Source organism: Halomonas faecis (assembly GCF_010993975.1).
Lineage (GTDB): Bacteria > Pseudomonadota > Gammaproteobacteria > Pseudomonadales > Halomonadaceae > Halomonas > Halomonas faecis.
The window spans coordinates 1-20718 of record NZ_JAACZO010000059.1 but is presented as its reverse complement, the minus strand read 5'-3'; the positions used below and the strand labels follow the sequence as shown (position 1 = coordinate 20718).

The 20718-nt window shown below is 65.0% G+C and carries 16 protein-coding genes; 11 read left to right on the top strand and 5 right to left on the bottom strand.

Annotated features, from left to right (window positions below):
- The gene (locus GFD32_RS19045; protein WP_163578159.1) at nucleotides 1–2280 is read right to left on the bottom strand and encodes a CehA/McbA family metallohydrolase; all 2280 of its coding nucleotides are present in this window, start codon (nucleotides 2278–2280) and stop codon (nucleotides 1–3) included.
- A 162-nt stretch (nucleotides 2281–2442) separates the two neighbouring features.
- On the opposite strand from GFD32_RS19045, the gene GFD32_RS19040 reads away from it, so the two are divergent.
- The 6 genes from GFD32_RS19040 to GFD32_RS19015 all read left to right on the top strand — a co-directional run bounded on the left by GFD32_RS19040 (nucleotide 2443) and on the right by GFD32_RS19015 (nucleotide 5996).
- Nucleotides 2443–2592 carry a hypothetical protein gene (locus GFD32_RS19040; RefSeq protein ID WP_163578158.1) on the top strand — a complete coding sequence of 50 codons (150 nt, stop codon included), beginning with the start codon at nucleotides 2443–2445 and terminating at the stop codon, nucleotides 2590–2592.
- Nucleotides 2592–3329 carry a metal ABC transporter ATP-binding protein gene (locus GFD32_RS19035; protein WP_163578157.1) on the top strand — a complete coding sequence of 246 codons (738 nt, stop codon included), beginning with the start codon at nucleotides 2592–2594 and terminating at the stop codon, nucleotides 3327–3329. Before GFD32_RS19040 ends, GFD32_RS19035 begins: the two co-directional genes overlap by 1 nt.
- Nucleotides 3323–4213: a metal ABC transporter permease gene (locus GFD32_RS19030; protein WP_163578156.1), complete on the top strand. Its 891-nt coding sequence runs from the start codon at nucleotides 3323–3325 to the stop codon at nucleotides 4211–4213. Before GFD32_RS19035 ends, GFD32_RS19030 begins: the two co-directional genes overlap by 7 nt.
- Before the next feature lie 23 nt (nucleotides 4214–4236).
- A complete protein-coding gene (locus GFD32_RS19025) occupies nucleotides 4237–5268 on the top strand; it encodes a metal ABC transporter solute-binding protein, Zn/Mn family (RefSeq protein ID WP_163578155.1) in 1032 nt (343 codons plus the stop codon).
- Nucleotides 5269–5439: 171 nt separating this feature from the next.
- On the top strand, nucleotides 5440–5718 hold the full coding sequence (locus tag GFD32_RS19020; protein WP_163578154.1) for a CopG family ribbon-helix-helix protein: 279 nt from the start codon (nucleotides 5440–5442) through the stop codon (nucleotides 5716–5718).
- Nucleotides 5706–5996 carry a type II toxin-antitoxin system RelE/ParE family toxin gene (locus tag GFD32_RS19015; RefSeq protein ID WP_163578153.1) on the top strand — a complete coding sequence of 97 codons (291 nt, stop codon included), beginning with the start codon at nucleotides 5706–5708 and terminating at the stop codon, nucleotides 5994–5996. Before GFD32_RS19020 ends, GFD32_RS19015 begins: the two co-directional genes overlap by 13 nt.
- Before the next feature lie 48 nt (nucleotides 5997–6044).
- Here the strand turns inward: GFD32_RS19015 and GFD32_RS19010 are convergent, their stop codons facing one another.
- The 3 genes from GFD32_RS19010 to GFD32_RS19000 all read right to left on the bottom strand — a co-directional run bounded on the left by GFD32_RS19010 (nucleotide 6045) and on the right by GFD32_RS19000 (nucleotide 14206).
- Nucleotides 6045–8282, bottom strand: coding sequence for a condensation domain-containing protein (locus tag GFD32_RS19010; RefSeq protein WP_163578152.1), 2238 nt, complete (start codon nucleotides 8280–8282; stop codon nucleotides 6045–6047).
- 84 nt (nucleotides 8283–8366) lie between these two features.
- Nucleotides 8367–9701, bottom strand: a complete 1335-nt coding sequence (locus GFD32_RS19005) for a condensation domain-containing protein (RefSeq protein ID WP_163578151.1) — start codon at nucleotides 9699–9701, stop codon at nucleotides 8367–8369.
- A gap of 11 nt (nucleotides 9702–9712) precedes the next feature.
- Entirely contained in the window at nucleotides 9713–14206 is a 4494-nt protein-coding gene (locus GFD32_RS19000; protein WP_205599168.1) for an amino acid adenylation domain-containing protein, read from the bottom strand.
- A 93-nt stretch (nucleotides 14207–14299) separates the two neighbouring features.
- Here GFD32_RS19000 and GFD32_RS18995 point away from each other — a divergent pair, with 93 nt between their 5' ends.
- Genes GFD32_RS18995 through GFD32_RS18975 form a run of 5 tightly spaced genes read left to right on the top strand, consistent with a single transcriptional unit; the run spans nucleotide 14300 to nucleotide 19616 of the window.
- Nucleotides 14300–15526, top strand: coding sequence for an isochorismate synthase (locus GFD32_RS18995; RefSeq protein ID WP_163578150.1), 1227 nt, complete (start codon nucleotides 14300–14302; stop codon nucleotides 15524–15526).
- Nucleotides 15523–17172 carry a (2,3-dihydroxybenzoyl)adenylate synthase gene (locus GFD32_RS18990; protein ID WP_163578149.1) on the top strand — a complete coding sequence of 550 codons (1650 nt, stop codon included), beginning with the start codon at nucleotides 15523–15525 and terminating at the stop codon, nucleotides 17170–17172. Before GFD32_RS18995 ends, GFD32_RS18990 begins: the two co-directional genes overlap by 4 nt.
- Nucleotides 17169–18053, top strand: coding sequence for an isochorismatase family protein (locus GFD32_RS18985; protein WP_163578148.1), 885 nt, complete (start codon nucleotides 17169–17171; stop codon nucleotides 18051–18053). The genes GFD32_RS18990 and GFD32_RS18985 overlap by 4 nt, the downstream gene beginning before the upstream one ends.
- Before the next feature lie 11 nt (nucleotides 18054–18064).
- On the top strand, nucleotides 18065–18820 hold the full coding sequence (gene dhbA, locus GFD32_RS18980; RefSeq protein ID WP_163578147.1) for a 2,3-dihydro-2,3-dihydroxybenzoate dehydrogenase: 756 nt from the start codon (nucleotides 18065–18067) through the stop codon (nucleotides 18818–18820).
- A 7-nt stretch (nucleotides 18821–18827) separates the two neighbouring features.
- The gene (locus tag GFD32_RS18975; RefSeq protein ID WP_163578146.1) at nucleotides 18828–19616 is read left to right on the top strand and encodes a 4'-phosphopantetheinyl transferase family protein; all 789 of its coding nucleotides are present in this window, start codon (nucleotides 18828–18830) and stop codon (nucleotides 19614–19616) included.
- Between the two features lie 54 nt (nucleotides 19617–19670).
- On the opposite strand, the gene GFD32_RS18970 is transcribed toward GFD32_RS18975, so the two are convergent.
- The gene (locus GFD32_RS18970) at nucleotides 19671–20537 is read right to left on the bottom strand and encodes a sulfotransferase domain-containing protein (RefSeq protein ID WP_163578145.1); all 867 of its coding nucleotides are present in this window, start codon (nucleotides 20535–20537) and stop codon (nucleotides 19671–19673) included.
- Nucleotides 20538–20718: the final 181 nt, after the last annotated feature.

The window sequence follows — 20718 nt, the reverse complement described above, 5'->3', positions numbered from 1 at the left end:
TCAGTCGCCGATGGCTGCCGTGTAGGCGTCGGGCGTTTCGCGCTCGACCCACAACGGGTTGCTCCAGGCGGTGTCGCCGTCCCGGTCGTCGACTTCCACGGCGACCCAGCCTTCGGTTTCCTCGCCCAGCGGCAGCGTCAGCTCGGCTTGGCGCCCATCCAGCTCGACGCTTTCCAGCACCTCGCCGCCAGGGCCGATCAGCCGCGCCTCGGCCAGGCCGTCCACGGCCTCTGCGTCGAGCTTCCAATCAAAGGTTTCGCCCTCGGTCAGGCGCAGGGTGTCGCCGAACAGGCCGTTGCGCGGATAGAGCAGCGGCCCCTGGGTGGCGTAGCCGTGGCCATCCTTGATCGCCCGGGCGAAGGCGCGTGGCGTCAGCTCGCCAGGCACCCGGGCCATCATACGGATTCGACCGGTGAGGTCGTTCCAGGCATCGTGGGTGTCGGTGCCGGCAGTAAAGTAGATCCGCGTCCCCTGGTCCCAGAGGTTATGGGCCGTGGCACGGGTCGGCGCGTTGTCGACCTCGGCGTTGAGCTCGAGCAGGTCGAAGCCTGCCGTGAAACCGCCGGGCACGCTGTCGCCGGCCAAGTTACGCAGGTAGCCGTAGTCGTTGAACGGGTGGTTCAAGGGGATGACCTCGGCGTTGAGACGCCGGGCATCGGCGAGAATCTCCTGCACGCTGTCGGTACCCGGATCCACCTCGAGTTCGCCGCCCAGATCGATGGGGAAGGGGTTGATGTGACCCCAGGAGGGCGAAACCTCGACGGAGGGAATGAAGGGCACGCCGCGCCGCTCGGAAAGCGCCTGGAACTCCGCGTGATTGACCGTGGAGTCGTGATCGCTGATGAAAGTCAGGTCGAGGTCGGTGGCTAGCTGGGCACGTACCACCATCTCCGGTGGCGTGGTGCCCTCCAGAATGTTGGCGTGGTGGTGCAGGTCGCCGCCGTACCAGTCGTGATCGTTGGGCTCGGCGAGCCGCTCGATCTCCAGGCTTTCTTCCACCGTCTCGCCGGAGGCCAGGCTCACCTCGAATTCCTGTTGCTCGGCGGTGAAGCCGGCACCGGCATCGACACTGAGCCGATAGTCACCGGGCGCCAGCGCCAGTTCGGCACGGCCCACCGGTTCCAGCTCGGTGAAGAAGGTCTGCTTGCCGAGAAACTCCACCGGCGGCTGCTGGCCCTCGAGGATCGCCAGACGGGCATCGCGCGGCTCACCGCTGCCGGCCTCGCGTACCTTCAGGCTGAGCGTACCGGGGCCCTGCAGGCCGTCGAAGTCGAGTGTCCGTTCGTCGTCCGCTCCGACTTCCAGGCTTACCGGCTCGCTATTGGCGTGGCCCAGAGCCGTGGCATAGGCGTCGTATTCACCCGCAGGCAGCTCGATGGCGAACTCGCCCTCCTCGGCCAGTGTCCAGGCGTAGGGGTGGCCCTCCTTCTCGATCATCACCAGGCCATCCGGCGGCGCCTCGCCCCGGTCGTTGCTCAGGCTGCCAACGACCCGGCCGGTGGCCTCGCTCTTGCGCTCGGCCTCGGCGGCCACCACTGGGGCCAGGTCGCCATCCGGCACCACCTGCAACCAGCCCTCGAAGGTCCGCGACTCACCCGGGGCCAGGTCGTGCTCGCGATACATGTCCTGGCCTTCGTAGTTGACGCGGTCGAAGTAGGGAGCGTGCAGGGCGAACACCCAGTCGCGGTCGTAGGCCACCATGCGATCGCTGAGCGCGTCTTCGGCGATGGTTTCCTTGGCATCGCCGAGACCGGGAATGCCGAACAGGTAGCCGGTATCCGGCCACAGAGTGAAGCCGGAGCGAATCGCGTCCAACGACTCGTCGCCGGCGTTCTCGAGCTCGGTCTCGAGATGGATGCGGTCGCTGCCGGCTTCCAGGGTGTAGGTGGTGGTCACCCAGGCATCGGCCCAGTTGCGGCGGATTCGCACCACGGCTCGCTCGGGCGAATCCTCGACCACCTCCACTTCCTTGCCCTCGTTGGGCCAGGAAGACCAGTTGTTGGGAATGAAATCGGCGAAGGCGATGCGATCCAGGTCGACCTCGCCCTCCTTCACGGCGGCCAGGTCCACCAGGGTGCCGCGCGGCACGCCCCAGGGCGGACGCGACTCCACGGCAATGGCGAAAGCCAGCCGGTCGTTGGCAACAGTCAGATCCGCCTCGGCCAGCGCCTCGCCATCGGGAATGTCGGTGGCGCCGCGAGTGATGCTGACATCAGCCTGGGCAGCGGAACTGCCTGCCAAAAGGCCGGCCAGTACCAGGCGATGAAATCGCTGGTTCATCAGGGCTCTCCTTTTTATGTTGGGCGTCATGAAAATGTCACCTTTCCAGCATGATTTATTTTGAATGAACATTCAAATAAGTACCTAAAGCCCGTGGGAGAGCGCTGGCCAGCGTCTGGACTGTTATGTTATAACCTCCTGCGCAGATTGATGGAGGTCAGCATGGCGCACCAACGACATCGGCACCGCCAGGAAGGGCCGTGTCACTTTTCCTTGATGTCGCTCTCCGCGACGCGACGACTGCTGCTGGTCGCTGCCCCGCTGGCCGGCCTGTGGCTGGCGGTCGGTTGGGCTGCGGGATGGTGGAGCTGATGGCTACTGCCCACGGCCCGCGCCTGCAGTTGGACGACCTGCAGCTCGCCCAGGGCAATCGCACCGTGCTGGAGCACGTCGACGGCGCTTTTCGCGACGGCGCCATCACCGCCCTGGTGGGCGCCAACGGCACGGGCAAGAGCACTCTGATACAGGGCATCATGGGCCTCCTCAAGCCGGTCGCCGGCCGCGTGCGCTGCCGCGTGCCCAAGGAGCGGCGGGCCTGGCTACCCCAGCAGCTGGCACTCGACCTCACCTTCCCGATGAGCGTGGAGGAGCTGGTGATGACCGGCAGCTGGCCGAGCCACGGCGCCCTCAAGGGTTACTGCGCCGCCCATTACCGGCGCGGGCGCGAGGTCATGGCACGCTTGGGCATCTCGCATCTGGCACACCGGCCGCTGGGCGAACTCTCCGGCGGGCAGCGCCAGCGCGCGCTGATCGGCCGTACCCTGATGCAGGAAGCCGAGCTGCTGCTGCTCGACGAACCCTTCGCCAACGTGGATGCCGAGACTGTCGACGTACTGACCACGGTGCTGCGCGACATGGCCGACAGCGGCGCGACCCTCATCGTGGTGCTCCACGACACCGAACAGCTCGCCCGTCTCGCCGACGAGGTGGTGGTACTGACTCACGGCCATGCCCACTGGACCTCTACCGAAGCGGTACTCAAGGGGCACGGGGCGGCGTCCCCGGTGGCCCCCATATCGCTGGGCCTGTCGGGAGTGAGCGCATGCTAGCCCTGCTCGATGCCTGGCTTCTGGCTCCCTTCGATTACGGCTTCATGCGTCGCGCCCTGGTCGCCGGCTTGGCACTGTCGCTGGCCGCCCCGCCGCTGGGCGTCTTCCTGATGCTGCGCGGCATGAGCCTGATCGGCGACGCCATGGCTCATGCCATCCTGCCCGGCGTGGCGCTGGGCTTTCTGCTCGCCGGTTTCTCGCTGCCGGCGATGAGTCTCGGCGGCGTGCTCTCGGGCCTGCTGGTGGCGATGCTCGCCGGCGGCGTGTCGCAGATGACCGGCCACCGCGAAGACTCCGCCATGGCCAGCTTCTTTCTGATCTCGCTGGCCGCCGGAGTGATGCTCGTTTCGCTGGGCGGCAGCAGCGTCGACCTCACCCACGTGCTGTTCGGCTCGGTGCTGGCGGTCGATTCCACCGCCCTGCTGCTGATCGCTGCCATCAGCAGCGTGATCGTGGTCACGCTGGCCACGATCTTCCGCGCCCTGGTGGTGGAGAGCCTCGACCCGCTCTTCCTGCGCGGTCAGGGAGTGCACGCCAGCCTGGTTCACGGCATCTTCCTCGGCCTGCTGGTGCTCAACCTCACCGCCGGTTTCCAGACCCTGGGCACGCTGATGGCAGTGGGCCTGATGATGCTGCCGGCCACCACGGCACGCTTCTGGAGCCAGCGTCTGGAGGGCCTGATCGGCATCGGCATCGCCATCGCCATGGCAGCGAACGTCTGCGGTCTGCTGCTCTCCTATCACCTGAGCATCCCCTCCGGCCCGGCGATCATCCTGTTCGCCGGCGTCGGCTACCTGGCCTCGGCCCTGTTCGGCCGGCACCACAGCCTCACCGCTCGCCTGCGCCGCCGTGCGGCACCGCTGGGCGCCCCGGAACCCCACTGACGATCTCTGCAAGGAATCCACGCATGCGCACTGTCACCCTCGCCGCCCTGGCCTTCGGCGCCTCGACGCTGCTGGCGCTGCCCAGCGCCCTGGCCGAAGAACGCCTCCAGGTGGTCACCAGCTTCAGCATTCTCGGCGACATGGTCGAGCAGGTCGGCGGCGAGCGAGTCAGCGTGACCTCGCTGGTCGGCCCCGACAGCGACACCCATGTCTACTCGCCCAGCCCCCGCGACGCACGCGCCCTGGCCGAGGCCGACCTGGTGGTGTTCAACGGCCTGCGTTTCGAGGGCTGGATGGAGCGGCTGACCGACTCCAGCGACTACGCCGGTCCTCTGGTGACCGCTACTGACGGCATCGAGCCACTTGGTTATGCCGGCCATGAGGATCATGACCACGATGAGCACGACCACGGTCATGATCATGACGATCACTCCCATGACGCTCAGGACACGCATGACGGCCACGAGCATGGCGACCAGGATCCCCACGGCTGGCAGGACCTGAGCCAAGGCGTCGTCTACGTGAGCAACATCCGCGATGGCCTGATCGAGGCCGACCCAGCGAACGAAGCCCACTACCGCGATAACGCCAAGCGCTATATCGGCGAGCTCGAGGCCACCGACGCCGAGATTCGCGAGTGGCTGGCCGAGATCCCCACCGGCACCAGCGTGATCACCGGCCATGACTCCTTCGGCTACTTCGCCAGCGCCTACGGCCTGCGCTTCCTGTCGCCGGTGGGACTCTCCAGCGAGGCCGAGCCCAGCGCTGCCGACATGGCGCGGCTGATCGACGTGATCCGCGAAGAGAACGTGCGCGCGCTGTTCCACGAGAACATGACCAGCCCCGCGATCATCGAGCAGCTTGCCGAGGAAACCGACCTCTCCATCGCCGGCACGCTGTATGCCGACGCCCTGGCCGCCGAGGGCGAGGCGAGCACTTACCTCGGTATGATGCGCCACAACGCCCGAACCCTGCACGACGCCCTGGCCGAGCCGGGGCATGACGGCCGCGATGACGATCATAGCCACGACCATGGTGATGGGCATAGCCACTGAGCGTTGCATCGAGCATGAAAAAAACGGCTGAACATTGGTTATGATTCAACGCGCTACACCAGGATCAACCGCTTCAGCCGCATACCGAAATGCTTGCGGGCTGGCCATCGACAGATCAGCCGACACGACCTATAGTCGTTTTAGGTATTACCTTTTGCTACGGAGGTCGGTATGACCAAACCAACATCCATCAAACTCGACGACGACCTGAAAGGACGGGTCCAGCATCTGGCCGACGCCCGCCAGCGCTCGGCACACTGGCTCATGCGTGAGGCCATTGAGCAGTATGTGGAGCGAGAGGAAAGACGAGAGGCGTTCCGGCAGGACACGCTCAACGCGTGGGAGGATTACCAAGCGACTGGCTTGCATGCGACCGCTGATGAAGTGGAGCAGTGGCTGGTCAGCTGGGGGAAGGATGATGAGGTGTCGGCCCCGACATGTCGCAAGTGATCTTTGCCCCAGCCGCAGTCCAGGATCTGGAGCGACTGCGTGAGTTCCTACGGCCGAAGAATCCAGCAGCAGCCGAGAGAGCTGCCAAGGCGATCATCCAGGGCATCCAGGAGCTTGGAAAATTCCCACATATCGGCCGCCCGATTGATGATCTACCCGAAGAATACCGCGACTGGCTGATCGATTTTGGTAATAGCGGTTACATTGCACGGTACCGTCTTGATGGAGACATCGTGGTGGTACTGGCCATCCGTCACCAGAGTGAAGCCGGCTTCTGACCGAGAGTGAGCTGATCTAATTGGAGTTGGATGCGGCGAGAACCATCGCTACGTCAGAGTATGTACGGAGCCAGGTCCCAGCAAAGAAGCCAGCGGCACCTCGGCATCGACGACCCGGGAAAACCGTGTAAACGTCTCGTCGACCGTCTGCTTGATCCGCTCGACCTGCTCGGGACCGTAGTGATCGGCACGGTAGCTCATCATCACTCGGACATCGTTCTCGCCCTCGACCACCTCTTCCAGCACCTCGAACTGCAACCCCAGCAGGGATTCGTCCTTTTCCGGATCGATCTGGCGGAACTCGAGGCGCTTGCCGTCCTGCAGCGTGAAGGCACCGTTCAGCTTGTTCTTCGCATGCAGCTGGATGAAGACCTCGAACATGCGATCCCGCCCGCGCTCCGTCCCGGTAGCCAACGCTTCCTCGACCAGGTCGATGGGGATGTCGGCACGCGGCATGGATTCGTTGATGGTGTGCTTTACTTGCTTGATCAAGCCAGCCAAGGTCATGGTTTCGGGAAAGCCAATGCGATGCGCCACCACCGTGGTGAAATAGCCGATGGTGTCGAAGAAGTCCGCATCGGTCCGGCCCGACGCCGAGGTGCCGATGACGATCTCGTCCAAAACCCCCAGCTGCTGGAGCGAAGCGGCAATCGCCGCATAGACCACGTTGAACAGCGAGGCGCCGTTGCGCTTGGCCAACCCATAGAGGCCAGCGGCGACATCGCGTTCCAGCTTGAATTCCACCCAGCCCCCCGCGCTGGACGCCGGTGCGCCCTCCGTTCCCGCAGCTACCGAGTCCGCCAGCAGCGCCCGGCCCGGCGGAGCACCACGCAACCTCTCCGTCCAGTAATCGAGATGTGCCTGGTTCACCCCGGCAGCGTGCTGCCTTAACGCGAATTCGTGGAACGGCAGGGGCTGGTGCCGCCACGCTGGCTGGTTGCCCGCCACCCGATCACGGTAGGCCTGCTCCAGTTCCTCCATCATGAGATTGACCGACCACTCATCCAGCACGATGTGATGGAAGAGCAGCGAGACGATCTGCTCGCCCGTGTCTTCATCGATCATGAAACGAATGCGCAAGGGCAGCTCACGGGTTAGGTCGAAGCGATGCGATGCCTCTTCCTTCAGTGGCATCCCGCAGGATTCATGGGAATACCTGAACCACTCGTAGCGCGACACCGCATCGAATGGCACCACCTCCTGCCAGACCTGCCCATCGTGCTGGTGAAACAGGGTACGCAACCCGGGGTGGCGTTCCAGCAGGTCGAGAAACGCCTGCTTGAAGGCCGCCTCGTCCACGCAATCCAGGAAGCGGAGCGCAAAGGGGATGTTGAAGATCTGGTTGAAGCCGAAGGCCTCGTAGACCTTCCACAGCGACCGCTGCGCCAGTGACAGCGGCACCCGATGCATCTCGCTGCGGACGACCTCCCCACCCGGCTCTTGCTCTTCGGTACGCGACAAGTGCCGTGCATGCTCGGCCAAGGCCGCTGCCGTCGGGTGACTGAACAGGTCATTGAGGTGCACTTCGATGCCATGCTCGCTCAACAGCCGTCCGATGATGCGCGTCGCGATCAGCGAATGCCCCCCGTGATCGAAGAAGTCGTCATCGGCAGTCATCTCCGGAGAATCCAACGCCTGGCGGAACGCCTCCAGCAGCAGATCGAGAATCCGATTGCCGTTCTTCGCCGTGTCTCGTTCCGCCTCCTGGCGCACCATCACGGCATCCGGTTCGGTCTCTCGTCGCTCCAGCCCCCCAGCAGCCTCACCGAGTCGCCCAGGTGCCACGCCTTCCCCCTGCACGAAATTGGCCAACCGTTGGAGCCACGCCGCGGATGTCGTCATGTCGATGACCCGGTGTACGATCAGGCCGAGAATCGCCGCCTCCGGCGTCAGCAGCAAGCAGCAGCGCAGCGGGGCTTCCTCGGCGAGATCCCAGGGTCTCTCCTGCCGCTGCACCAACGTCTCCATGGCCTCTTGCATCGACGCGACGCTCATGCAGGTCAGGCTCGGCCCGCCTGCCGACCCCTCGGCACTCAGCCGGCGCAACACGCCGTCTTCGCCGAAACGATATCGAACGTTGAGTTCGGGAGCCCTCAGCGCCTCCTGTAAGCCAGCGCTCAATGGGTCGACGTCGGGCCACCCCACGAGCCGATAGGTCAGGGCATGGGCGTGTACCATTTCTGGATACTGCTGTTGGAGCAGCCACATGCGCTGCTCGTGCTCACCAGCCGGCCGGCCAGGTTCTCGCGACCCTGTCGCATCGAGCGACTCATCGACGTCATCCATCCTTCCACTCCTCGTCCACCGGCCGACGAACGACCAGTTCGATTCCACATTCACGCCGGCCGCACCACCGAACGGTGCACCGGTTCACAGGCACCCCAGCGATGTCGACAGGCCGCCTGCCGCCACGGCCCGAGACAGGAAGGCCGGCAGTTCACGTCGATGCCGGCCGAAGGCCACTTGGTCGATCGCGGCGGGGTCAGCATCGAGGCTGAGGAGCAGCGACGTACCGTCACTGCACCCACGATAGGTGAGGTCGAAGCCATCCCCCGGGCCGCTGGCAAGAATCTGCCGTGCAACGCGGCAACCCTCGATGGTCGGCGGATCGAAAGGCAGCACGTTGATCAGCGGTGAGAACAGGAACCGGGTTCCCTTGGCCAGTCCTCGGTCCGCGGCGATCTGCTCGATGCGATACCGTCCGTGGCGCCGCTGCTGACGCAGAACGCGTGCCACCCTCTGCAAGAAGTCTCCCAGGGGCTCATCGCTCACTGAGGTCAGGTGGAGCGGCAAGATATTTACCGCCAGCGAGGGAACATGGGCGGCGACGCTCCCCCAACGGCTCATGAAGGGAAGCCACACCGGCAACGAACCCGTCTCACCCATCGCCAGCGCATACTGCAGGAGGTAGGCCCCCGACAGCATGACCAGGAGATCCGGCCAGCCGATCCCGGTCACGTCCGACAGCTCTCTCAAACGGTGGGCAAATTCTCTGGGGAGCGCCACCTCGGCATGCCGTTGCTCCGCCGCGTCGGCCTCCGCCCCCTTGTGCAGCACGGGAAGCGTGGGACAAGCCTCGAGATAGGCCTGCCAGTAGCGCCGGTCTTCGTCGAACCGCCGGCTGCGGCGATAGGCTGTCTCCTCGTCGAGGAAACTGGCGAACGGTCGCAACGGCTCTCCGGCTTCCCCATACCCCAGCAGATGGGCGTACAGCTGCGCACAGCGCCGCTCGATCAGCACCATGCCGTATCCGTCGAGGATGATATGGTGCCCGCGGCTGTACCAGAGGTAACGGCGCTCGCCCACACGCAACAGCCACTGTGCGGATAACGGCTGCCGCATCAGGTCGAGCTGCGCCCCCAGGTCTTCTTGCATGAGCCGTTGCGCGGCCTGCAGCGGATCCGGTTGCCCGCGAAGGTCGTGCAGCTCCAACATGGGGGCCTGCACCGTGTCGCAGCGCTGCAGCGGTTCGTCTCCACGCGACTGCAGACGAAAGCGCACCGACAGAATGTCGGCCTCATGAACCGTCCGAGTGATGGCCTCGACCAGCGCCGGCTGATCGACCGCCCCCTCGATATCGAGGCAGTGCGCGACCGTGGAGACCGACTGATCCGGATGCAGCGCGTACTCCTCCCAGAAGTCCAGCTGTGCCAGCGTGAGCGGCATCCAGCCCCGGCTCTCACATGAGCGCTTTTCCTGCTCCATCGGCTCCCTCCTCAACCATCGACGGACAGACGTTGGGCCGATTGCGCCTCCGGGGCGCCGCCAGCCGGGCGTGGCAGCAGACGCTGCAACAATTGGGCGACTTCCTCCGCCGTCCGGCAACGCATTAGCGCCTTGATCGGCGGACGCACACCGAACGCCTCGTCCAGACGGGAGGCGATCGCCTGCAGGTGCGAAGGCAACAGCCCCATGGCCAGGAAGTCCGAGCGCTCGTGGCAACGCTCCTGGCTGGGCTTGCCGATGACATCACGGTAGATGGCCGACACCCGGTCGGCGGGCGACGGGTCGGCACCCCGGCTTGGAGAAGACGTGTCGCCGGCCGTCGCCAGGAGGCGTCTCGCCTCCTGGCGATCCGGCTTGCCGTTGCCCGACAAGGGCAAGGCGGCAACGCGCAGATAGCGGCCGGGCACGTGGGATTCGGGCAGATGACGCCGCGCAAAGCGCCTCAGCTCGGACGCGGAAATCTCGTCGTCGCCTGCGGCGACGTACAGGGCCCCCAGGGCCGTCTCGCCCGACTGCGCCTCGTGGTCCACGACCAGCACCTGCCGCACACCGGGATGTCCGGACAGCTCGCTCTCGATGTCCGACAGCGACACGCGAACCCCGCGCACCTTCACGTAGCCGCTGACCCGCCCGGCGAAGAGCAGGGTGCCATCCCGGCGATAGCGGCCCAGGTCGCCGGTTCTGAACGCCCGAACCGGCCGACCACGCTCGTCGGACAACGTGACGAAGTCGTTCTGCTGGATTTCGCCGTTCTTCAGGTAGCCGAGTGCCAGGTTGATCCCGGCGGTGTAGATCCTGCCCACGACCGATGGGGGACAGTGCGTCTGCGCCTCGTTGCAGACGAAATAGCGGTTGCCCGGCAGCGGTCGGCCGTAGGGAACGACGTCCACGTCGTCCCGGGCGATTTCGTGCCAGATGCTCCAGATGGTGGTTTCGGTGGGCCCGCCCAGCGAGAACAGCCTGACATTCGGTAGCAGCCGGCGCAGCGTCGCGATGGTAGCCGGCTTGATGTAGTCGCCGCCCTGCGCGATCAGTCGCAGCGAGCGCAGCGAATCGTTCCTGTGGCAGGCCAGCAGCATCTCGAGGATCGTCGGCACCGAGCACCACACGCTGACGCCGTGCTCGCGCACGAGACGATTCCAGTGAATGGCGTCCTTCTCCTCTTCGGCGGTAGGCAGCACCAGGGTCGCCCCCGCACTCAGCGAGCCGAAGACATCGAACACGGACATGTCATGGTGCAGCGGCGTTGCCGAGAGGAACACGTCCTCGGCCCCGATCCGCCAGGCCGCTTGAGTGTGGCCGATGACGTTGGCGGTCGCCCGGTTCGACAGCACCACGCACTTCGGCTTTCCGGTGGTGCCGGACGTGTAGAGGTAATAGGCCGGAGCATCGGCACTGCTGCGTTCGGTCAGAATCTCGAAGCTCGGGCGCTGGGCCGGAGCAGCCTCGAGCAGTTGCTCAGGCGTCGTCGCCCGGAACCCCTCGACTGGCCCCGAGGCCACCACCAGGTCGGGGTGACAGTTCGCCAGCAGAAAGCGTCTGCGCTCATCGGGCGCACCGGCCTCTACCGGTACCCAGATCACGCCCTGCATGGCGCAGGCGAGGGTCAGCATCAGGTGTTCGGGTCCGCGTGGCAGGCAGATCGCCACCACGTCGCCCGCACCCAGCTCGTGCTGCTGCAACCCCGACATGACCCGCAACACGGCGACCCCGAGCTCACCATAGGTGATGCGGCGATCGCCGTGGATCAGTGCCGCCTTGCCGCCATCGCTGCCGAACAGGCGCTGAGCGGTACGCGCCAGAAAGTGCGAGCACTCGCTGTCCCCCTCTGCGCCATTCCAACGGCACGGGGCAGGGTCGAGACAGTCGCCCTCCGTCAACACCAGCTCTCCGCGACGAATGACGGCCCTGATCGCACGCTCGATGGCCTCGAGCACGTCGCGCACCAGCTCAGTGTCCAGCGCCTGTTCCGCGTGATCGATACTCAACACGAGGTTGCGCTGCTCATCCAGCGTCAGGCGAATGTCCATCGCCGTCTGGGGCGTCTGAGTCAGGCCGCCATGGCAGCGAACCGGGGCGTCCGGCGCCAGCGTCTCCCATGACAGGCCGTTGGTGACGGCCACCGGCAGGGCCACGCCGCTTGCGTTGCGGCGGAGCAGTAGCCGGTTGATATCGACACCGGAGAAAGCCAGGTGCTCGAGCCCCTGCAACACGTCGGCCTGGAGCCTGCGTGCGCGCTCGAGCAGCGTGCCCTTCTTGGCATCGTAGCGCAGGGCAATGAAGGTTGAAGCGTTCGCCACGCGCCCGTCACGCACCGGTAACGCCACCGGCACTGCGACACAGGGTTCGGCATCGCTCGTCCAGCGCGCCAGGACGTCGAGCACGATGGCCGTCAGCACGCTGTTGCGCAGCAGGGCATACGACGCCCCCAGCCGGGAGAGGCTGGCCAGGTCGGCGCGGGGCAGAGTCAGGCTCTCGCGTCGATAGCGGGACACGCCGAGGGTTTCCAGCGGCCGCTTCCAGGGCAGTTGCGGTGGGCCGGTAACGCTTCGCAGCGTCGCCGCCCAGTAGGCGGCGGCTTCGTCCCTGGGGCGCTGCGGCATGGGGGGAGCCGCGTCGAGGTTGGCCGCTCCTCCCTCGACGACAAGTGTGGACTCCTGGGACTCGAACAGGCTCACCATCAGGTGGGCGATCGCCCGGCCGTCCACGATCAAGGCATCGAAGCGAACGAAGATCACGCAGTTGTCCGCCGTCGGGTCTTCCGGCTCGGGCAGCCGAAACAGCAGCAGATGCCAGGGTGGACGCGACGGGTCGAACAGGCGATGCGCATAGTCGCCGCGCATGGCCGCGATGCGCTCCCACGCTTGGGTACGCGAGATCTCGCGCAGATCCAGTTCATCCAGATGGAGCACGGCCTCATCCGCGACGCGCTGCGTCAGCGACTCGACGTCGACCCAGGCCCTGAGGGCATCGTGGTGGCGCACCAGTTGGGCCAATCGCTGGCGAAGTACCGCGGGATCGAGACGCCCCCGATACTCCCGAAACTCCTGCATGGCTACGCCCCCGAGTGGCAACCGCTCGCTTCTGCCCAGCAGGTAGGCCTGCTGCAGGGGCGTCAGAGGGCGCCCAGCGGTTGCCGTCTCGCGATGCGCTCCCGATCGGTCAACCCCTGGATCGCCCTCGAAATCGATGGCCTGGCACATGACCTCGGGCGAGCGTGCGAGCCGCTCGACCCGTTCCACATAGGCATCGAACGTCGACCTCACCCAGGGCTCGGGGAGGGCGTCGAGGCGAACGTCCCAGTTGATCAGCAAACCGCCATACGCCGATGCGACCTGCGCATCCAGCGCCACCATGGGACCTTGCGACACGACCCACGTCAGTTTGCCGACGTTGCGGGTCACCCGCTGCGAAAAGAGTTCGCCGCCAGGAACATCCAGGCCGGCGGTGAAGACCACGGGCGATACCTGCGTGCTGCCATGGTGGCGCGACAGGTCGCGCATGACGCTGACGCCGGAATAGGCGGAGTGCGACAGGAGCTGAGCCATCTCGGCGGCAAGGCGTTCGCCGAGCGTTGCCAACGACGCCTCCGGGGTCAGTTCCACTCCCAGAACGAGGAGATTGGAGAAATCCCCCACCAGCTTCTCCACCCCCTCACACAGGGGATGGCGGTAGAACATGGGCACGTTCAGGCGAAACCGCCTCGCGTCAACGGCCGTTCCCAGGACGTCGGCAAAAAGGGCCAGCATAAGCGTCGATAGCGTCAGGCGATGGCGCCGCGCCGTGGCCTCCAGCGACCGCCGCTCCTCCGCTCCCAGTAGGGCCGAAAAGCGCTCGCTGTGCACCGGCCCGGTGGCATCGCGCCACGGCAGGGGTGGCGCCGGCGGAATCTGCGCGAGGCGCCCACGCCACCATCGCCGGTCGCGCTCCCGCTGTTGCGCAAGCTCGCGGGCGCCCCGCCAGCATGCCAGATAGTCGTGGTAGGAAGCGGACGGCATGACCAATCGAGCGTCGGGCGCTTCGTAGCATCGGGCCAGATCCTCCATCAACACGAGAAAGCTCGCGGGGTCGGCAGCGATCATGTCGACGTCCACATGCAAGCGCCAGCGCCCTTCGGGAAGTACGCTCACGCTAATGTCGGCCACGCGTCCTCGATCCGGTGCCAGCCGCTGATGCGACTTGCGCTGGCGCTTGTCCGCCAGGGAAGCCTCCAGCGTCGGCGAATCGATATCCCGCATGTCGTCGACCGTCAGATCGTGCATGGCATCCAACGCCACCACCGACTGATGCCCTTCATCGGTGACCTGCAGGCGCAGCATCGGGTGAGCCGCATGGAGTCGCCTGACCGCCTGGCGAAGCCGTCCGATGTCCAGCGGTGCATCGCTGTCGAACTCGGCATACAGATGAGCGGCAACGCCCCCCAGCCACTCCATGTTCTTCCGCCCCACCCAGTAGGCGGCCTGAATCTCGTTCAGTTCAGCCATCGCCCATTTACCTCTTGACAACTCCTGCCGAATATACTCCATTAGATATTACAGTCAACGATTCTCATTAAGATTCTCATTAGGAGAAGTTGCATGGGAAGCTCCGAAGCAAAGGATTCGCTGGAGACTGAAACGATACCCACATCGGAAGAAGACGAACGGCAACTGCTGTTCGCGTCCACGTATCGTGAACTGAAAGCGTTCGCGCCGTTGAAACCACTCACACTGCCGCCCCACGCAGGCGACAAGACGGACAGTGCGTTCCAGCTTGGAATTCGAGAGGCCCTCGAGGAGGCAAGACGGGCGGGGCAAGCCAACCCCATCGTCGTGGGAGCCATCCCCTTCGATGAATACGCCCCCTCGTGCTTGTACGTTCCCCACCGTTACGAATGGCGGGCTCGCGACGTCCCCAAACGTCGAGCGGGCACGGCAAAGGCGCTGCCTCGACTGCTGGATCAGCGCAGCCTTCCCGACGAGCGAGGCTTCAAGAGGGCGGTCGAACAGGCCATCGTCAATTTCGGTTTCGGCGACATTCGCAAGGCGGTCCTGTCGGTGATGCACGAGTTGCATTTCTCCGCGCCGCTGGACGTCGACCGGCTACTGGAGGGTCTCGGCGCGCATAACCCGGAGGGCTATCGTTTTCGGATTCCGCTGGCCGACGGTGCCGACCTGATCGGCGTCAGCCCGGAATTGCTGCTCGGAAAGGAAGCCGAACGGGTCGTGTCGAACCCGCTGGCCGGGACGGCCAGACGTCTGTCCAGCCCGGTCCTCGACCGGGAAGCGGCCGAACGATTACTGCAATCGACCAAGGATCGCTACGAGCACCGCCTGGTGGTCGATGACGTGCTGCAGGCCCTGGAACCGCACTGCACTGAGCTGACCGGCCCCGAGCGGCCGTCCTTGCTCGCCACCACTGCGCTTTGGCATCTCTCTACGCGGATCGAGGGGCAACTGCGCGATCCTGACGTCACGTCGCTCCAGCTGGCCTGCCGCCTCCATCCCACGCCAGCCGTATGCGGCTACCCCACCCAGGGCGCCCGCCGCCTGATCGGCCTCATCGAACCCTTCGAGCGGGGCCTGTTCACCGGCATGGTCGGCTGGTGCGACATGGCAGGAAACGGGGAATGGGTGGTGACCATCCGCTGCGGCACCGTGAAACAAAACGTCGTCCGGCTGTTTGCCGGTGCCGGCATCGTCGAAGGGTCGCAGCCCGACGCCGAATGGGCGGAGGTTCAGGCCAAGTTGGGAACCATGCTCCGGGTATGCGGCATCCCCGCCGAGGAGCGCAGCCCGCATATCGCGACGGAGATACCATCATGATGCTGGAACATACACCCTGGCCCCTCGAACTGGCCCAACGCTACCGAGACCATGGCTATTGGCTCGATGAACCCCTGACCCGCGGTCTCGATCATCAGGTGCGGCATCGCCCCGAAGCGACAGCCTTGCTCTGCGGCAACCGCCGGTTCAGCTATGCCGAGGTCGATGCCCTATCCACCAACCTGGCAACACACCTGGCCTCACGTGGCCTGGGACACGGTGATACGGCCCTGGTCCAGTTGCCCAATGTCGCCGAGTTCTATCTGGTCTTCTTCGCCCTACTCAAACTGGGCGTGGCACCGGTCAACGCCCTACCCAGCCACCGGCAGCTGGAGTTGAGGGGCTATGCACATCAGCTTCAACCTCGCCTGCTGATCGCCACCAGGCAACACGAACCGTTCACCGGCGATGCCTTCATCGACGAGCTGGCGAGCATCTCGCCCCGGCTAACGCAGGCCCTGCTCCTCGGCGAGGACGACCCCTCGCGCAGCCTGGAGCACTGGCTCGCCTCACCGCCCGATCACTCCGTGCAGCTTGCCCCCACTCCGGCCGATCAGATCGCCTTCTTTCAGCTGTCGGGGGGCAGTACCGGTGTGCCCAAGCTGATCCCTCGAACGCACAACGATTACGACTACAGCGTCCGGGCCAGTGCCGATATCTGCCAGCTCGGCCCCCACACCCGGTTTCTGTGCGCCCTGCCGGCGGCGCACAACTTTCCCTTGAGTTCGCCCGGGGCACTGGGCGTCTTCCATGCCGGGGGCTGCGTGGTGATGGCGACGACCCCGGAGCCCCAGTCGTGCTTCCGGTTGATCGAGCGTCACGCCGTGACCATGGCGGCGCTAGTGCCACCCGCGGTGATGCTCTGGATGCAGGCTGCCGAACGCCAGCCGGGCGATTCCCTGCGCTCTCTGCGCTTGTTGCAAGTGGGAGGCGCCAGCTTTGCCGAATCGCTGGCCAGGCGTGTCCCAAGCACCCTGGGATGCTCGCTCCAGCAGGTCTTCGGCATGGCCGAGGGGCTGGTGAACTACACCCGCCTGGACGACGGGGAAAAGCGAATCTTCACTACCCAGGGCCGTCCGATCAGCCCCGATGACGACGTCAAGGTCGTCGATAAAGAGGGAAACGAGGTAGCGGATGGCCAAACGGGCATGCTGGCCACACGCGGTCCGTATACCTTCCGCGGCTACTACAGGAGTCCCGAGCAGAACGCTCGGGTGTTCGACGCAGCGGGTTTTTATTATTCCGGCGATCTGGTGCAACGCACCGCCGACGGCTATCTCCGGGTAGTGGGGCGAGTCAAGGACCAGATCAACCGCGGCGGCGAAAAGATCGCTGCCGAGGAAATCGAGAACCTACTACTGCAGCACCCAGAAGTGACTCACGCCGCCCTGGTCGCCATCGACGATCCCATGATGGGCGAGAAAAGCTGCGCCTTCCTCGTCGCCCGGAAGCGTGACCTTCGCCCTGCCAGCCTGCGCCAACACCTGCTCGAGCTCGGCGTGGCCGCTTACAAGCTACCCGACCGCTTCCGCTTCGTCGACGCCATGCCCCTCACCGCCGTCGGCAAGATCGACAAGCGACAGCTGCGCGACCAGCTGGCATCACCCTCTGCTTCACTCACTAATCCCTGCGAGACCCACTCATGAGCATTCCTTCTCTCGACGAGTATCCCATGCCGTCGCAAGACGCCTTGCCCGATAACCGTGTTGCCTGGCAGGTCAGCCCGGCACGAGCCGCTCTGCTGATTCACGACATGCAACGCTATTTCTTGCGTTTCTATGGGGAAGATAACGCGCTGGTGAAACGCCTCATCGACAACCTCGCGCGCTTGCGACTCTGGTGCAAGGCGCAAGGCATTCCGGTGATCTACACCACCCAGCCCCACGAGCAATCACCCTTCGATCGCGGGCTCCTCAATGACATGTGGGGACCGGGCCTCACCCAGGCCGATCCAAAGCTCCAGCAGATAGTGGAGTCACTGGCACCCGAACAAGACGATCATGTCCTGGTCAAGTGGCGCTACAGCGCCTTCCAGCGCACAGAGCTGGCCGACCTGCTGAGCGAGCTTGGGCGCGATCAGCTGCTGATCGGTGGCGTGTATACGCATATTGGCTGTCTGGCCACGGCGCTGGAGGCCTTCATGCAGGATATCCAGGCCTTTCTCGTGGCAGATGCTACGGCCGATTTCTCCGAGGCCGAGCACCTGATGGCACTGCGCTATGTGGCCACCCGCTGCGGTAGCGTCACCAGTACGGCCGGCCTGGTCGACAACCAATCCCTGGGCATCACTCGCGAATGGCTCGAAATGCGTGTCCGTCAGTTGATCGACGATGACGATGGGCTGGACCCCGCCGAGAACCTCATCCATTACGGCCTCGATTCGATTCAGGTCATGACGCTGGCCGCAGAACTCAAGAAACGCGGCATCGCCCTGAGCTTCGAAGAACTGGTGGGGACACCGACCGTCGATGCCTGGTGGTCCCTCATCGAACGGCAACGCACCGCTACCCGAGAAGCCGTCGAATGACAGCTCGTGCAATGACATATGAGGATCTGGCCGGCAAGCGGGTGTTGGTCGCTGGAGCCGCCAGCGGCATCGGCCGCTGCGTGGCCGAACGCTTCGTGGAACAGGGCGCAGACGTAGTGGGTTTCGACCGCAACGTGGACGGGCGGGAGGTGCCGTTTCGGTTGCTGCCCGTGGACATTGGCGTGCATGCGCAGGTGGCAGAGGCATGCACCCACCTTCAAGACGAATCACCGCATCTCGACGTGCTGGTCAATGCGGCCGGTATCCTGCGCCTTGGCCGCACCGAAGAACTAACCCTGGAAGACTGGCACGCCTGCCTGGACGTCAACGCGAGCGGCGCCTTCTACCTGCTTCGCCAGTGGCTTCCGCTCTTCAAGCGGCAGCGCCGCGGCGCAGTGATCCACGTCGCCTCCAATGCTGCCCACGTGCCGCGCATCGGCATGGCGGCCTACTGTGCTTCCAAGGCGGCCCTGGCAAGTCTCAGCCACTGTGTGGGGCTGGAGCTGGCGCCGTACGGCATTCGCTGCAATCTCGTCTCTCCGGGCTCCACCGACACGCCGATGCTGCACGGCATGTGCCCCACCCCGGCCGACCGTCAGCGCCTACTCCTGGGCCAGGCCGAGCGATACAAGCTGGGCATCCCCTTAGGCAAGTTGGCCACGCCCGACGATATCGCCGATGCCATCGTTTTCCTGGCCTCAGAACGAGCCGGCCACATCACGCTGCAGGACCTGGTGATCGATGGCGGCGCCACGCTTGGAGCCTGAGGTGACCATGATCAACGCTCCTATCCACCCCGGCGACCTTCCCCACGAAGCGGCCCCAGCAGCCGCCGGCCTCCCCGTCACTCCCCTGTGCCACGCACCCCAGGCTTGGCTGCCCGAGGACTTCGTGCCTTCGGCCTGCCAGCTCGCGGCAGCACATTTCGCTCTGGGTACGGACTGTCAGGGTGGTGCGGACATTCCGCTGCCGGCCGAGCTCGAACAGGCCTCTCGGCAACGCCGGGCAGAGTTCGCTGCCGGGCGACGCTGCGCTCGTACGGCGTTGCTCAGCCTCACGGGGCGACCCGACTACCCAGCAATGGGTCCAGAGCGTGCGCCGCTCTGGCCGACTGGGGTGGTCGGCTCCATCAGCCATTGCCGAGGCCATGCCATCGCACTGGTCGGGGCGACGGATCGCTATCGGGGGCTGGGCATCGACCTCGAGCAGCCATTCAGCACCACGCAGAGCGAGGATCTCGGCCCACTCGTGCTTGCCCGTGGCGAAAGCGCTCCCTGGGACGCCGCATTGCACCCATTCCTCGTCGGCCTGAGCTTCTCCGCCAAGGAGAGCCTGTTCAAGGCGCTCTTTCCCCTGGTGCGGCGCCGCTTCGACTTCGCCGCCGCGGAGCTGATCGAGTGGGACCTGCAGGGACACGCCGTGTTGAGGCTGCGCATCAGTCTGGGGGGCGAATGGCAACCCGGGCTCCGTTTTCCCGTTCGCCATTGCCGCTTCCAGGGCCTCCTGCTGACACGGATCGCCATTTCCGCATCGCCGGTTTCTGCTCGAGGAAGCGTCGCATGACATCCAGCCCGCCGGCGAGCGCCTTACCACGTTGAATATCGGCGCAACGTCACTCTACTGCCGGTACCCCCGTGCATCCACGGCCTTGGCAAACTCCGAGTAGGACGCCAGTCCGAATTCTGACTCCATCGTTTCACGCCACCGTGCATCGAAAGCTGCGCGTAAGTCCTTAGGCAGCGACACAGTATCATCAACCGTGCGACCGCCATCCGCAACTTTGCTCGCAGCACCCCCGAAAGGCAGGCCGCAGGCAGCGTCTCGGCGCGTGCGGACGAGGTGATCGTCGAACTGTCGCTCAAAACGTTTCATGAAATCGAAGCTCGCCTGCTTCGTGGCAATCTCACGCACCTCGGCGCCGAACCTCGGATCGATGAAATCCGCCACCTGATCTACCACGCTTGGTAGGTCGGCTTTCATCTGTTCAAACGTCACCATTAGCACGTCCGATCGTTCCCGCTGCCGCCACCACGAGGCAGCGTGGCCCCACCAGCCCGGCCCCTGCGATAGAACGTACCGTGCGTACTCTGCAAGCGTAATGCTGCCGGCTTCGAAGAACCACCCTTCCAAGAAACGATGCATTGAACTCAATGCATCTAGGGGATTACGGAACACCACGATGTAGCGTCCACCCTTTGGAACGAGGTCCCAAGGAAGGTGTGTCTTGAAGGCTCGCGGGTGAGAGACCTGCGGCGCGTCGAGATCCGCTCCCATGTCGTGGGCGAGTTCAATCCAGGGGGCGACCTCCAGGATCTCGTCGAAGTCCATCGAGCCGGCCGTACGAAGGCCGTGAACGACCTGCTGCATCCAGGTGGTCCCGCACTTGACATAGGGCGCAATCAAAATGTCCGTCATGTCGGGGTGGAAGTTCAAGCCACTCTGGAACCCCTCCTTGGTGAAGAGGCGGCTAAAGGCGACCTTCATCTCATCTATGCTACGAGGGCGCGCTGTCCAAGCCGCAGCCTCGCCGCCAGAAAGTGTTCTGGTCAAGTCAGAGCGGACACATTTTCAAGCCGCAGCTGCCAGTTCAATCTCCCTCGGCGTCTGGTAGCCCAGGGTCGAGTGGAGCCGGCAGCTGTTGTACTCCATCTCGATGTACTCGATC